Source organism: Morganella sp. GD04133 (assembly GCF_029835375.1).
Lineage (GTDB): Bacteria > Pseudomonadota > Gammaproteobacteria > Enterobacterales > Enterobacteriaceae > Morganella > Morganella morganii_B.
Window position 1 is genome coordinate 1 of sequence record NZ_JAODZS010000006.1, and the last position, 15,011, is coordinate 15,011.

The 15,011-nt window shown below is 51.2% G+C and carries 12 protein-coding genes and 1 tRNA gene; 5 read left to right on the forward strand and 8 right to left on the reverse strand.

Going from position 1 to position 15,011, the window contains the following annotated elements:
• Both N7387_RS03730 and N7387_RS03735 read right to left on the reverse strand, forming a co-directional pair.
• Positions 1-1,097: integrase arm-type DNA-binding domain-containing protein (locus N7387_RS03730; protein WP_279797012.1), on the reverse strand; the 1,097-nt coding region annotated here is incomplete at its 3' end.
• A gap of 164 nt (positions 1,098-1,261) precedes the next feature.
• Positions 1,262-1,356 (reverse strand) — tRNA-Sec (locus N7387_RS03735).
• A gap of 241 nt (positions 1,357-1,597) precedes the next feature.
• Between N7387_RS03735 and prlC the strand changes: the two genes are divergently transcribed.
• Together prlC and rsmJ are read left to right on the forward strand one after the other, a co-directional pair.
• On the forward strand, positions 1,598-3,646 hold the full coding sequence (gene prlC, locus N7387_RS03740) for an oligopeptidase A (RefSeq protein ID WP_046895319.1): 2,049 nt from the start codon (positions 1,598-1,600) through the stop codon (positions 3,644-3,646).
• Positions 3,647-3,649: 3 nt separating this feature from the next.
• On the forward strand, positions 3,650-4,408 hold the full coding sequence (rsmJ, locus tag N7387_RS03745; RefSeq protein WP_279797014.1) for a 16S rRNA (guanine(1516)-N(2))-methyltransferase RsmJ: 759 nt from the start codon (positions 3,650-3,652) through the stop codon (positions 4,406-4,408).
• Positions 4,409-4,531: 123 nt separating this feature from the next.
• Here the strand turns inward: rsmJ and gdhA are convergent, their stop codons facing one another.
• On the reverse strand, positions 4,532-5,872 hold the full coding sequence (gdhA, locus tag N7387_RS03750; RefSeq protein WP_262861100.1) for an NADP-specific glutamate dehydrogenase: 1,341 nt from the start codon (positions 5,870-5,872) through the stop codon (positions 4,532-4,534).
• A 367-nt stretch (positions 5,873-6,239) separates the two neighbouring features.
• A complete protein-coding gene (gene uspA / locus N7387_RS03755) occupies positions 6,240-6,677 on the reverse strand; it encodes a universal stress protein UspA (protein ID WP_004904570.1) in 438 nt (145 codons plus the stop codon).
• Between the two features lie 348 nt (positions 6,678-7,025).
• On the opposite strand from uspA, the gene uspB reads away from it, so the two are divergent.
• Complete coding sequence (uspB, locus tag N7387_RS03760) at positions 7,026-7,361, forward strand: universal stress protein UspB (protein ID WP_025154893.1); 336 nt, start codon at positions 7,026-7,028, stop codon at positions 7,359-7,361.
• A gap of 73 nt (positions 7,362-7,434) precedes the next feature.
• On the opposite strand, the gene pitA is transcribed toward uspB, so the two are convergent.
• Positions 7,435-8,925 (reverse strand): inorganic phosphate transporter PitA, encoded by a 1,491-nt coding sequence (gene pitA, locus N7387_RS03765; RefSeq protein ID WP_025154892.1) that lies wholly within the window; start codon positions 8,923-8,925, stop codon positions 7,435-7,437.
• 253 nt (positions 8,926-9,178) lie between these two features.
• On the opposite strand from pitA, the gene N7387_RS03770 reads away from it, so the two are divergent.
• Together N7387_RS03770 and N7387_RS03775 are read left to right on the forward strand one after the other, a co-directional pair.
• A complete protein-coding gene (locus tag N7387_RS03770) occupies positions 9,179-10,381 on the forward strand; it encodes an NAD(P)/FAD-dependent oxidoreductase (protein ID WP_108655823.1) in 1,203 nt (400 codons plus the stop codon).
• Between the two features lie 701 nt (positions 10,382-11,082).
• Positions 11,083-11,781, forward strand: coding sequence for a pirin family protein (locus N7387_RS03775; RefSeq protein WP_279797023.1), 699 nt, complete (start codon positions 11,083-11,085; stop codon positions 11,779-11,781).
• A 68-nt stretch (positions 11,782-11,849) separates the two neighbouring features.
• Here N7387_RS03775 and pckA read toward each other — a convergent pair whose 3' ends face one another.
• The 3 genes from pckA to hslR all read right to left on the reverse strand — a co-directional run bounded on the left by pckA (position 11,850) and on the right by hslR (position 15,004).
• A complete protein-coding gene (pckA, locus tag N7387_RS03780; RefSeq protein WP_279797024.1) occupies positions 11,850-13,469 on the reverse strand; it encodes a phosphoenolpyruvate carboxykinase (ATP) in 1,620 nt (539 codons plus the stop codon).
• Between the two features lie 202 nt (positions 13,470-13,671).
• On the reverse strand, positions 13,672-14,562 hold the full coding sequence (gene hslO / locus N7387_RS03785) for an Hsp33 family molecular chaperone HslO (RefSeq protein WP_279797026.1): 891 nt from the start codon (positions 14,560-14,562) through the stop codon (positions 13,672-13,674).
• 25 nt (positions 14,563-14,587) lie between these two features.
• Positions 14,588-15,004: a ribosome-associated heat shock protein Hsp15 gene (gene hslR / locus N7387_RS03790; protein WP_004238575.1), complete on the reverse strand. Its 417-nt coding sequence runs from the start codon at positions 15,002-15,004 to the stop codon at positions 14,588-14,590.
• Positions 15,005-15,011: the final 7 nt, after the last annotated feature.

Genomic DNA, 15,011 nt, shown 5'->3' on the forward strand with positions numbered 1-15,011 from the left:
TAAGTACCACGGATCGCGTTCTTATCGATATGCGCGAGCTGGGTTTCAATCCATGCTGAGTTAAATCCTTTCTCATGCAAAATCGTGCTCATCGCATGGCGGAAGCCATGTCCTGTTAGCCTTCCTTTGTACCCCAACAACTCAATAACCTGATTCACGCTTTCTTTACTGATCGGCTTTCTGTGGTCGTTACGGCCTATAAAGACAAGCTCATAATGCCCTGATAGTGGTTTGAGTGAATTAAATAGCTCGATCACTTGTTTTGATAATGGCACAACATGCGGTCGCTTCATTTTCATTACTTCAGCAGGTATCTCCCAAATCCCTTTTTCTAAATCAATATCCTGCCAACGAGCAAAACGTAGCTCCTGTGTTCTAACCGCTGTAAGCAAAATAATTTTAGTCGCTGTTTTAGTGATCACACTACCTGTATATCCTGCTAAATCCTTCAGAAAATAAGGTAACTCTTCAGTGGTTAAGAATGGAAAATGTTGTTTCTTCGGTGGAGTTAGTGCTGTTGCCAGATCAGGGGCGGGATTGTATTCCGCTCTACCAGTGATGATTGCATATCTGTAAACTTCACCGCAGCGCTGGCGGACTTTGCGCATCTTCTCTAAGGCTCCGCGTTTCTCCATCTTACGCAGCGTTTCCAGCAGCTCTAATGGCTTGATTTCTGCTATTGGGCGTTTACCGATATAAGGAAAGATATCCTTTTCAAAGGTATCAATAATTTCATCACGATAACGCAGTGACCAGCGATCTGCTTTAGATCTATGCCATTCGCGAGCAATAGCTTCAAACGTATTCCCTGTACTGAGCTTTTGAATCGCCTTCTCTTCTTTTTTGACTTCTCCCGGATCTCCACCAGCAGCGAGTACCTTTTTTGCTTGGTTTCTCATTTCACGCGCTTCAGCAAGTGTCACGGCAGGGAAAACACCAAAAGCTAATCTTTTTTCTTTACCACCAAAGCGATACTTCATTCTCCAGTAGCGTGAGCCTTTAGCGGTAACTTCAAGGTATAAACCACCACCATCAAAGAGTTTATATGACTTCTCTTTAGGCTTTGCAGTCTCTACCTGACGGGCTGTTAATGTCATTGGGGGCACCTCATTTTGGGGTGAATTTTTAATGCCCCCTCATATGCCCCCAAAAACCTATTGATGTAGGTTGACCTTGGTTGACATCAGGAGACTGGAAAATGCATTAATAGCAGGTATTATAAGGGATTAGTTGAATTTTGTGGAGGTGTGTTGAACTTGAGTGGCGGAAGATCACAGGAGTCGAACCTGCCCGGGACCGCTGGCGGCCCCAACCGGATTTGAAGTCCGGCCGCCCCACCGGGGACGATGATCTTCCGTTTTGAGGTTGCACAGTATACGCTTTCCGGCAGGGATTCAAAAGTTCTCTTGTGTTTTTTCCTTTGAGGTACATCAGTATCATGCGATTTTTTATGGGAATGATTTTTAATCAGCATAATAACACTAAAAATCATTGAACTTGCCGCAGTGTATCCCCATCTTATAGAGAGTTTCGATTTTCATTTTTCATGTGTATGTGCGCCGTGGCGGACGTGCACCAGCAGCCAACAGGATGGTTTATGATGAACCCTTTGCTTACCCCGACCCAGAATCAGTTACCGGCATTTTCTGCCATCAATCCGGAATGTATTGTGCCTGCGGTGAAAGAAACGCTGGATAATTATCGTCAGACGGTAGAGCAGGTGGTGAGTCATGCACCTGATTTTACATGGGAAAATGTGTGTGTCCCGCTGGCGGAAGCCGGGGATAAATTATCCCGTGTCTGGTCGCCGGTCGGTCATCTGAATTCTGTCAAAAACAGCCCTGAACTGCGCGAAGCTTATGAGCAGTGTCTGCCGCTGCTGTCTGAATTCAGCACCTGGATGGGGCAGCATGAAGGGCTGTATAACGCCTATAAATCACTGAAAAACAGCCCGGCGTTTGCGTCACTGTCTCAGGCACAGCGTAAATCCGTGGAAAATTCACTGCGTGATTTTGAGTTATCCGGTATTGGTCTGCCACCGGAGAAACAAAAACGCTACGGCGAGATTTCAGCCCGTCTGTCTGAGCTGGGGTCGCTGTTCGGCAATAATGTGCTGGATGCCACCATGGGCTGGAGCAAACTGATTACCGATGAAAGCATGCTGGCCGGTCTGCCGGAGAGTGCGGTTGCGGCTGCACAGGCACTGGCGGAGTCCAAAGGTGAGAAGGGCTGGCTGTTTACCCTGGATATGCCGAGCTATCTGCCGGTAATGACTTACGCCGATAACCGCGAGCTGCGCAAAGAAATGAGCGAAGCCTACGGCACCCGCGCTTCCGAGCTGGGGCCGAACGGCGGTAAGTGGGATAACAGCAGTGTGATGGCAGAGATTTTAGCGCTGCGTCATGAACTGGCACAGTTACTCGGCTTTAAAAACTACGCGGAAAAATCCCTCGCCACCAAAATGGCGGAAAACCCGCAGCAGGTGCTGGATTTCCTGAATGATCTGGCGGAGCGCGCCCATCATCAGGGTGAGCAGGAAGTGGCTCAGCTGGCAGCGTTTGCCAAAGAACATTACGGCGTTGATAAACTCGAGCCGTGGGATATGGCCTATTTTGCGGATAAGCAAAAACAGCATCTGTTCTCGGTCAGTGATGAGCAGCTGCGCCCGTACTTCCCGGAAGAAAAAGCGATCAGCGGGTTGTTTGAAGTTATCCGCCGGATCTACGGGATCACCGCCAAAGAGCGTTTCGGGGTGGAAACCTGGCATCCGGATGTTCGTTTCTTTGATTTATTTGATAAGAACGGTGAGTTACGCGGCAGTTTCTATCTGGATCTGTATGCCCGTGAGCATAAACGCGGCGGGGCGTGGATGGATGACTGCATCGGCCGTATGCGCCACAAAGATAATTCCCTGCAAAAACCGGTCGCGTATCTGACCTGTAACTTTAACAAACCGGTCGGCGGCAAACCGGCGCTGTTTACCCATGATGAAGTGCTGACACTGTTCCATGAGTTTGGGCACGGTCTGCATCATATGCTGACACAGATTGATGTGGCGGATGTTTCCGGCATCAATGGTGTACCGTGGGATGCGGTCGAACTGCCGAGCCAGTTTATGGAAAACTGGTGCTGGGAGCCTGAGGCACTGGCCTTTATCTCCGGTCATTATGAAACCGGCGAGCCGTTGCCGCAGTCACTGCTCGACAATATGCTGGCGGCGAAGAATTATCAGTCTGCGATGTTTATTCTGCGTCAGCTGGAGTTCGGGCTGTTTGATTTCCGCCTGCATGCGGAATATGACCCGGCAACCGGCGCGCAGGTCATGCCGACCTTACTGTCTGTGAAAGAGAAAGTCTCTGTGGTGCCTGCCGCGCCGTGGAACCGCTTCCCGCATGCGTTCAGTCATATCTTTGCCGGTGGTTATGCAGCCGGTTACTACAGCTATCTGTGGGCCGATGTGCTGGCGGCGGATGCATTCTCCCGCTTCAGCGAGGAAGGTATCTTCAACCCGGTCACCGGTCAGTCCTTCCTGGATAATATTCTCAGCCGGGGTGGCTCGGAAGAGCCGATGGTCCTGTTTGAGCGCTTCCGCGGCCGTAAGCCGGAACTGGATGCGATGTTAAAAGGCTACGGAATCAACGGGTAATACGTGAAGATTCGTTTACAGTGTGAACAGGGCGCAGACAGCTGCGCCCTTGATGTATTGGCGGTGCGGTGGGGTCTGGAGCATGATGATACCGCGCCGATGGCGCTGGTGCTGACGGCGGAAGGGCTGGAACTGCGCAAGTGTGATGAACCGAAACTCGGCGGGATCCGTGTGGATTTTGCCGGAGGGACGATGGCTCACCGCCGCCGTTTCGGTGGCGGACGCGGTGAAGCGGTGGCAAAGGCTGCCGGGATAAAAAAATCCTATCTGCCGTCAGTGGTGGACGCGACAGCCGGTCTCGGGCGTGATGCTTTTGTGCTGGCCTCGCTGGGCTGCCATGTGCGGATGATTGAGCGTCATCCGGTCGTTGCGGCACTGCTGGATGATGGTTTGCAGCGGGCTTACCGGGACAGTGAAATCGGGGAATGGATGCAGGAGAGGATGATCCTTATCCATGCGTCCGGGATTGAGGCACTGGCGGACATCACACCACCGCCGGACGTGGTCTATCTTGACCCGATGTATCCGCACCGGCAGAAAAGCGCGCTGGTGAAGAAAGAAATGCGGGTGTTTCAGTCGCTGGTGGGCGCGGATGAGGATGCCGATCGTCTGCTGGCACCTGCGCTGGCGCTGGCAACCCGTCGTGTGGTGGTGAAACGTCCGGATTATGCAGAGCCGTTAGCCGGGCAGAAAGCTGCTGCAGCGATTGAAACCAAAAATCATCGTTTTGATATTTATCCCTGCGTGAAAGCAGAGGGATAACACTGAATAACATCTGAAAAGGGGACAGGGCAGTTCCCGTTTCGCGAAGGGGCAACAAGTGAGACTTCCCGCTTGTCATACCCCCTTCGGCACTGTGACGTTTTTCAGTAACAGTTTACAGACTTACAGCACACCCTGCGCCAGCATGGCATCAGCGACTTTCACGAAGCCGGCGATATTCGCACCCTGCACATAGTTGGTCTGTTTTTCCTCACTACCGTACTCAACGCATGCATTGTGGATATCCAGCATGATGTGATGCAGACGCTCATCCACCACTTCACGTTTCCAGCCGAGACGGACAGCGTTCTGTGACATCTCCAGGCCGGATGTTGCCACGCCGCCTGCATTCGCGGCTTTGCCCGGTGCAAACAGGACATTTGCGGCCAGGAAGGCATCGGTTGCCGGGATAGTCGTCGGCATGTTTGCGCCTTCCGCCACCGCTTTAACGCCGTTTTTGATCAGCACTTCCGCATCTGCCAGATCCAGTTCATTCTGAGTGGCGCACGGCAGAGCGATATCCACCGGAACAGCCCACGGAGTCTGATCTTTCAGATACACCAGGCCGAACTCTTTCGCATACTCTTCCACACGACCGTAACGGTCTTTGATTTCAGTCAGACGCGCCAGTTTTTCGGCGGTGAAACCATCTTCGTCAACCACGGTACCGGAGGAGTCAGATGCGGTGACCACTTTCGCACCCAGTGACAGGCATTTTTCGATGGTGTACTGCGCCACGTTACCGGAGCCGGAAACCGCAACACGCATACCGTCGAAGCTCATTCCGTGGCGTTCCAGCATGGCCTGAGTGAAGTAAACCAGCCCGTAACCGGTGGCTTCCGGACGGATCAGACTGCCGCCGAAGGAGAGGCCTTTGCCGGTAAACACACAGGCGGTGTTATTGGACAGTTTTTTCATCATTCCCGCCATATAGCCGACTTCACGGCCGCCGACACCGATATCACCCGCAGGGACATCCGTATCCGCACCCAGATGACGGTACAGCTCGGTCATCAGCGCCTGGCAGAAACGCATCACTTCGCCCTGGCTTTTGCCTTTCGGATCAAAGTCAGAGCCGCCTTTCCCGCCGCCCATCGGCAGTGTGGTCAGGGCATTTTTCAGTGTCTGCTCAAAGCCGAGGAATTTGAGGATGGAGAGGTTTACGGACGGATGGAAGCGCATACCACCTTTGAACGGGCCGATAGCGGAGCTGAACTGCACACGCCATGCGCGGTTTACCTGCACCTGACCCTGATCATCAACCCAGGTCACGCGGAACTGAATCACACGCTCCGGCTCAACAAAGCGGGCGAGCAGGTTCTGATCGCGGTACTGCGGATTTTTTTCAAGGAACGGCCATAGTGTGGAGAAAACTTCGCGCACCGCCTGGAGGAATTCCGGCTGTGACGGGTCACGGCGCTGAACATTTTCCAGAAACGTTTCCAAAGAGATAAAGTTACTCATGTTGATTTCCTGTCTGTCATGCCCTTCTCATTCATGCAATAGTTATGCAGGCCGCACTTATCTCCCGGGGCAGGTTCTCCGGAACATTTTCGCGTACGTCATATCTGTGACACAAATGATATCGGGTTACGTTACTTTGTGAGGTATCCCGGACATTTTTGTTTTATTTTTCTAATAATGTGAGATGTGTTTGCATTTACCACTTGAATTTATCTCTTGTTTATATCCTGTTTTCAAGCTGTTTTTTTCATATATAACAAAAAAAATTCGTTGACGGCCTTTTTGGCGGATCCGGCAGCCGCATTTTCAGCCAAAAAAAATGCCTGCATAAGTAGGCATTTTATATGAATAATTTTTCAGCAGAGGATTATGCGTTATCATCATCCCGCAGCGGAACAATTAACATATCGACATGAACGGTGTTAATCAGCTGGCGGGCGGAAGACATCAGTTTGCTCCAGAAATCCTGGTGGTGTCCGCAGACAACCAGGTCCATATCATATTTTCTGATGGCATCGACTAATACCTGACCGAGATCACCGCTGCCGCTGAGCATTTCCTGAATCTCATAACCGGAGTTCTTCGCCAGGTTTTTCAGTGAATTACTGGTTTCTTCAGTAATACGCTGCTGCATATCACCCAGGTTTACATCGATAAGTCCGGTGTATAAGTCAGAGTAATTGACATCAACGTGGATCAGAGAAACTTTGGCGTTGTAAGGTTTTGCCATAGAAACTGCTTTGCTTACCAGCACTTCACTTTCAGGCGAAAGATCGACTGCGACCAGAATATGTTTATATGCCATAAGAAACTCCTTCCGTTCAAAAGGTTAAGGGGTTGGCAGGGCTTGCGCCGCTATCCTTTATGAATACTATAACTGCTTAATATCATTAAAGAGTGTAATGCTGATCACAACTCAATGCTTTTATCAGCAGCAGAGAATATCTGATTTATAAGATATACCAGTCTGCGCACTTCTCACAAGGCGGAGTGTGGCAAAACGGATATTTTCAGAAGATTATCGTGAAAGAATGCGAGAGTTTGTGGAACTTCACAGCATTGTCCATACTGAATACATAAAATACTGTCAGTATGATGTGATAGACACTGATATCACCGGTTCCTTCTCCGCAGATAGTCTAAGGAGTGGATTATGTTCAGTATACTTACACTGTTCTGGGCGTTATGTTTTCTTTGTCTGATTAACATGATCCGGTTTTATTCATCCACCCGGGCATTACTCTTCGTCCTGCGTGACAGCGACCCGCTGCTTTACCACGCTGTCGGCGGCAATAATGCGTTTACTGACCACACCCAGTGGCAGAAACAGCTGCGCCTTATCCGCTATATCAATCAGCGGGAATATCTCACTCATCATGATCCTGAAGTGATTTTACGCTGCGGACGTATCCGCCGTCAGTTCACCATGATCAGTGCGATATGCGGGATTGTGATTGCCTCTTTGCTGATGATGATTATCTGGCCGTAAGCGGTAACCGGATGCAAAAAAAAGCCTGACACACGTGTCAGGCTTTTCAGTTTCAGAGGATGGCAACCTGCTGTCAGATAATCTGCAGGGAGATCCAGTAGAGTGTGCCGGACAGGATAATGGATACCGGCAGTGTCAGGATCCAGGCCAGCATGATGTTTTTGATGGTTTTGGTCTGAACACCACCACCGTCAACAATCATCGTACCTGCCACCGCAGAGGAGAGCACCTGGGTGGTGGACACCGGCATCCCGGTATAACTTGCCACACCAATGGAGACCGCCGCGGTGACCTGCGCAGACACGCCCTGGGCGTATGTCATGCCTTTCTTACCGATTTTCTCACCGATAGTCACTGCAACACGTTTCCAGCCGAACATGGTACCCAGAGAGAGCGCCAGCGCGACAGAAATGATGATCCAGATAGGGGCATACTCAACGGTATTCAGCAGGTCATTGGACAGACGTTTCAGGAAACGCGCATCTTCCGGTTTGGTTTCCGGTAATTTCGCCACTTCTGCGGCGGTATCCGAAATACACATCAGCAGACGGCGCATATGGCTGCGCTGTTCCGGTAATAAATCATCATAGGTATGAATATTACCGAGCAGATCCTGAGCCTGTCTCAATACGATACCGGTACGCGAGCTGTCACAGTGGAACTGTTCATTGAGAACGGTATTCTCCGTGTTCAGTGCCGGTGTCAGCTCAATGGCGTGTGCCAGTGCATCCTTATGCGTGGTGTAATACTGCTCCAGGTTGACCACCGCATCGCGCGTACGGGCGATTTCGTAATCACTGGAATTCATATTCACCATAAAGCCGGCAGGGGCGACACCAATCAGAACCAGCATAATCAGACCGATACCTTTCTGCCCGTCGTTTGCGCCGTGTGAGAAACTGACGCCGACTGCGGAAAGGATAAGGGCGGTACGCGTCCAGAATGGCGGTTTGCGTTTGCCGTCTTTTTTCTCACGTTCTGCCGGTGTTAAGTGGATACGGCGGCGTTTCTTCGTGCCGCTCCAGTAGCGGCGCAGGAACCAGATCATTAATCCGGCGATCACCAGGCCGACCAGCGGTGACAGAATCAGAGAAAGGAAAATGCTGATCATTTTCGGAATATTCAGCGCATCAACCACGGAACTGTTGGTCACAATTGCGTTGGTCAGGCCGATCCCGATAATGGCGCCGATCAGGGTATGAGAACTTGAGGCCGGGATACCGAAGTACCAGGTGCCCAGATTCCAGATGATAGCGGCGAGAAGCAGGGAAAAGACCATGGCAAGACCATGGGCCGAACTGACATTCAGCAGTAAGTCCGTGGGCAGAAGATGCACGATCGCATACGCCACGCTCAGACCGCCGAGCAGTACCCCGAGGAAGTTAAACACACCCGCCATGACGACAGCAAGCTGTGCGCGCATTGCACGGGTATAGATAACAGTTGCTACCGCGTTTGCGGTATCATGGAAGCCGTTGATGGCTTCGTAAAACAGCACAAAGATCAGTGCCAGTACTAACAAAAGGCCGGTGTGAAATTCCAGGCCTGTAAATAGATGTAGCATAGACGTTAAGCCAGTTGTTGGACATGAACGCGGCGCATTATCAGCGACAAATGCGTCCCGGGGAAGTGAAATATGGCCTTTTTTTGATTTGATACCTTTATCAAATCAGCTTAAGAAATTATTAATCCTTGTATATCATCGGATTAGACTCCTTTTTTGAAAAGAATAAATTTTTGGCCTTATTTAATCATTATGACAAATTTAAGACATTTATCGGAATTTCTCCACATTTTAAGACACAGAGAACACTATTTTGGAAAAGTTTGACGCGATTGTAATCGGCGCCGGTGCCGCCGGACTGTTTTGCGCCGCACAGGCAGGGCAGCGCGGGCTGCGTGTACTGGTGCTGGATAACGGCAAAAAAGCCGGACGGAAAATTCTGATGTCCGGCGGCGGGCGTTGTAATTTTACTAACCTGTATACCGAACCGGCGGCGTACCTGAGTAAAAACCCGCATTTTTGTAAGTCGGCACTTGCCCGTTACACACAGTGGGATTTTATTGCCCTGGTGCAGAAATATCAGATTGCGTATCACGAAAAAACCCTCGGCCAGCTTTTCTGTGATGATTCCGCACAACAGATAGTTGATTTGCTGCTGGCGGAGTGTGAGCAGGGAAATGTGGTTATCCGCCTGCGCAGCGAAGTGACGGAGGTACAGAAACAGGGAGATGATTTCTGTGTGACGGTAAACGGAAAGGTTGTGAGCGCTCACTCACTTGTGGTGGCCAGCGGCGGATTATCGATGCCGGGGCTGGGTGCGACACCGCTGGGTTACCGCCTCGCGGAGCAGTTTGGCCTGCCGGTATTGCCGACCCGTGCCGCGCTGGTCCCTTTCACGCTGCATAAACCGCTGCTGGAAGCCTTACAGACGCTGTCCGGCGTGGCAGTGCCTGCCACAGTCACCGCACAGGATGGCACCCGCTTCGCGGAAAATATCTTATTTACCCATCGTGGCCTGTCCGGCCCTGCGGTTCTGCAAATCTCCAGCTACTGGCACCCCGGTGAGTATGTGAGCATTAACTTACTTCCGGGCACCGATCTGGCGGAGTTTTTCACCGTGCAGCGGGAAAAACACCCGAATCTGAGCCTGCGTAATGCACTGGCAAAGCTGTTACCAAAACGGCTGGTGGAGTGTTTGCAGGCAACCGGTGACCTGCCGGATACTGCGCTGAACCAGTTATCCAAAGCCGCACAGCAGGAAATCACGGAGAAGTTACAAAACTGGCAGGTGCAGCCGAACGGCACAGAAGGTTACCGGACCGCCGAAGTCACACTCGGTGGCGTGGACACGCAGGCGCTTTCCTCCAAAACCATGGAAGCCCGTGATGTGCCGGGACTTTATTTTATCGGCGAAGTGACCGATGTTACCGGCTGGCTCGGCGGCTATAACTTCCAGTGGGCGTGGAGTTCAGCGTGGGCATGTGCGCAGGCTCTGCCGTTTTCACCGGATGTTTAATCCCTGATAACGCTATGGAATTATTTAATTTTATTAAAATAAATCACCGTATCAGTGAGTTAACAGAAAACAGCAGTGATTATATGAAATATTGAGCAAAAAGTGCTTTACAAATGATACTGAGAACTATTATCATCAAATCACTTTCAGATGACCACCTTCAGGGTTCAGATGAAAGAACGACATTGCTCACATTGCTTCCAGTGTTTATTTAGCCAGCCACGTGCTGGCTTTTTTTTCCCCTTTTTTCCCCTTATCCATTCGCGCCGCAGGTGCGTTGGCTTTTCTGCGTCATCCTCCGGCCTGTGGCTGTGTTGGCTTTGTTCGGCTACCCCGGTCACATACTGATGTATGCTCCCGGGGATATCCTCACTTCGCCGCCTTGCCACAAACCGGATGATTTAGCAGATTAATTTTTCTGTTTTTCTGTTTTTCTGTTTTTCTGTTTTTTCTGAGTTTAAGTACATGAGGGGTTAACCGGCAAAAAAAGGAAAGCGTGAAGCGGCAGGGATGTGTCAGCGACTTTCCGCTTTGCCGGTTATCCCGCAGCCCGGGTCTGAAAGAAGATGGTTTTAATGGTTATCTCCGTATCCCCCTCTCTCTACTTATTCAAATTTTTTGAATCCTTGCGTTAAACCCGGCTACTGGTGAAATTAGCGGCAGGACGTAAACTTATCCTCATCAGATTGAGGAGAAAAATAATGATCTATGTACGCCCTGCAAATGAACGGGGCCATGCCAACCACGGCTGGCTCGACAGCTGGCACACCTTTTCGTTTGCCGATTACTATGACCGGGATTTTATGGGTTTTTCTGCCCTGCGGGTCATTAACGAAGACTTTATTGCGGAAGGCCAGGGGTTCGGCACCCATCCGCATAAAGACATGGAAATTCTGACCTATGTGCTGGGTGGTGCGGTGGAGCATCAGGACAGCATGGGGAATAAAGAACAGGTGCCTGCCGGTGAGTTCCAGATCATGAGCGCCGGAACCGGGATCCGCCACTCGGAATATAATCCGGATAATGACAATCCGCTGCATCTGTATCAGATCTGGATTATCCCGGAAAAAACCGGTCTGACCCCGCGCTATGAGCAGCGCCGGTTTGATGCGGCGAACGGACGCCAGCTGGTGTTGTCCCCGGATGCCCGTGACGGTTCGCTGAAAGTCTTTCAGGACATGACTCTGTGGCGCTGGACACTGGCTGCCGGTGAAGGGGGGGAATATCAGCCTCAGAGCGGACGGATGATCTGGATCCAGGTGGTGAAAGGTGAACTGACCGTTAATGACCAGACAGTGAAAACCAGTGATGGTGTGGCGGTATGGGATGAATCGTTAATCAGCCTGAACGCCGCGCAAGACAGTGAAATCCTGCTGTTTGACCTGCCGCCTGCACAATAAAACAGAAAGCCCCGGATCATCTGACCCGGGGCTACTGTGTTGCTCACACTACTTTTCTTGTTATCCGGTTACAGCGAAGGCCCTGCACTAATCAGAGCCTGACCTGCCGGCGTGTCGGTATATTTATCAAAGTTATTTATAAACCGCCCTGCAAGGTCTTCCGCTTTTTCCTGCCACTGCGCCACATTATCATACGTGTTGCGCGGGTCGAGTATATGACTGTCAACACCCGGCAGTTCGTGAGGAATGGCCAGATTAAAGACCGGCAGCGTATGTTTCGCCGCTTTATCAATATCCCCACTAAGAATGGCGTCTATGATAGCACGAGTATTCTTAATTGAAATACGTTTTCCGGTTCCGTTCCACCCGGTGTTCACTAAATACGCTTTTGCCCCGGCGGCTTTCATCCGTTTAACCAGCACATCTGCATACTGTGTCGGGTGCAGTGTCAGGAATGCCGCACCGAAGCAGGCTGAGAACGTCGGTGTCGGCTCTGTGACGCCGCGTTCCGTACCTGCCAGCTTAGCCGTGAAACCGGATAAGAAATGATACTGCATCTGTTCCGGTGTCAGTTCCGCCACCGGCGGTAATACGCCGAAGGCATCGGCGGTCAGGAAAATCACATTGCTGGCGTGACCCGCTTTGGAGACCGGTTTAACAATATTTTCAATATGATAGATAGGGTAAGAAACCCGTGTGTTTTCGGTTTTGCTGCCGTCGTTAAAATCCACACTGCCGTCCGGACGGACAACCACGTTTTCCAGCAGCGCGTCGCGGCTGATGGCGTGATAGATATCCGGCTCCGCTTCCGCAGATAAATTGATGGTTTTGGCGTAGCAGCCACCTTCAAAGTTAAAGACACCGTCATCATCCCAGCCGTGTTCATCATCACCGATCAGTTTGCGTTTCGGGTCGGTGGAGAGGGTGGTTTTACCGGTGCCGGACAGGCCGAAGAAAATTGCCACATCCCCTTTTTCACCCACGTTTGCCGAGCAGTGCATGGAGGCAATGCCCTGTAACGGCAGCAGATAGTTCATGATGGAGAACATACCTTTCTTCATCTCACCGCCGTACCAGGTGCCGCCGATAAGCTGGATGCGCTCACTCAGATTGAACGCCACAAAGTTTTCAGAGTTCAGTCCCTGTGCCTGCCAGTCCGGATTCACGCATTTCGCGCCGTTCATCACAATGAAGTCCGGTTCAAAATCATGCAGTTCGTTTTCATCCGGGCGGATAAACATGTTTTTGACGAAGTGTGCCTGCCAGGCAACCTCGGTAATAAAGCGGACTTTCAGGCGGGTATCGGCATTGGCGCCGCAGAAGGCATCCACCACAAACAGGCGTTTGCCGGATAACTGGTTGGTGATCAGGTGTTTCAGGGAATTCCAGGTGTCCTGTGACAGCGGTTTGTTGTCATTTTTGCCTTTTCCCTGATCCGCCCACCAGACGGTGTCGCGGGTGAGATCATCTCTGACCAGATATTTGTCTTTCGGTGAGCGGCCGGTAAAAATGCCGGTGTCCACCGCGACCGCGCCGCTGGCGGTGACGACACCGTGTTCATAACCGGTCAGGCCGGGGCGGGTTTCTTCATCGAAAAGTAAGTCATAACTCGGGTTATAAATTATTTCTGCGGCATCACGGATACCATACTGCTCCAGTTCATTCACAGCCATCGTTTTTACGCTCATCCAAAGCCTCCGGGTTGTCGGAATATCTCCGCATATCATAATTGTTTACGACTGGTTAACAGCGATTGCTATCAAATAAATGAAAATCCGGAGTTTATTTGGCTTTATTTTGTGAGCTGGCTCGATACCATAAGAAAAAATAAACAAAAAGGCCGCATCCGGGGAGCCCGGTGCGGCCTGGTGTTGCGTCAGCTAAAACGAATCAGTGCAGAGAAGCGTTTTTCTGAGTGCGGATTTCATGAATATCCTGTTCATCAAAGATATGATGAGCGCCGCAATATTCACACTCCATATCAATTTTGCCATCTTCCTGCAAAATATGAGTAACATCGTCTTCCGGCAGAGTGACCAGCGTATCTGCGCAGCGTTCGCGGGAACAACCGCAATGAAACGCTACCGGTGCCGGTTCATACAGCATAACGTCTTCTTCGTGATAGAGACGGTACAGGATGGTTTCGGCATCCAGGGTAAAGAGTTCATCAGACGAAATGGTGGCGGTCAGCTGCATCAGGTGGCTGAACATGTTCTGTGTTTCTTCCTGCGTACGGGCTTCTGCCGATGCCGGCAGGGCCTGTAACAGCATCCCGGCAGCCTGCATTTTACCGTCGTGTTCCGCAACGCGGACAAACAGGCTGGTCGGCAGTTGTTCAGACTGACGGAAATAGGCATCCAGGCATGCTTCGAGGGTATCCCCTTCCAGCGCCACAATACCCTGATAACGCTCACCCTGACGCGGCGTAATCGTGATGACCATAAAACCTTTGCCGATCATGTCGTGGAAACCGGCACCGGCAGGGACATCTCCGTTCATACGGGCGATACCGCGCATCTGCTGGCGGTCGTTGCCGTTGATGACGGCCAGACGGACCGGCCCGTCCCCCTGGATCTGAACGGTGATATCCCCTTCAAATTTCAGGGTCGCGGTCAGCAGGCTGGTGCAGACCAGCAGTTCACCGAGCAGGCGGCGGACAGGCTCCGGATAATGATGATTATCCAGAATCTGCTGTAATGTGCCGGAAGCATTGACCAGTTCTCCCCGGACATCACTTTTGTTAAACAGGAACCGGTGTAATGTATCTTGTCGTGCAGACATAATTTTCTCTCGTCTTAACCGCCGGTTATTCAGCGGTATCTGAATTACTGTGTTTAAATTTCAACAATGTCCGTCGTTCCTTTTTATCAGGACGTCGTTCCGGGTGCGGCATCGTCAGGGCATTCATTTTACGTGCAAGTGCGGTTTTTTCACGTTTTTCAATGCTCTCCGGGGTTTCTTCCCAGAGTGTCTGTGCCAGCGGCGCGCTCAGGCGCTTGTCTGTGATCCCCAGCACGCGGATTGTCCGTTCATCATTTCCCTGACGCAGGACGATAACCGCGCCGTTTTCGACCAGTTTTCCGGGCTTGGTCCGCTGCCCGTTATAATGAACCTTGCCGCCGTCAATCATGGTTCTGGCGATAGAGCGGGTTTTATAAAACCGGGCCGCCCAGAGCCATTTATCAAGGCGGACAGGCTCTGTGACCTGTGAAGCCTGTTGCATGGTTACT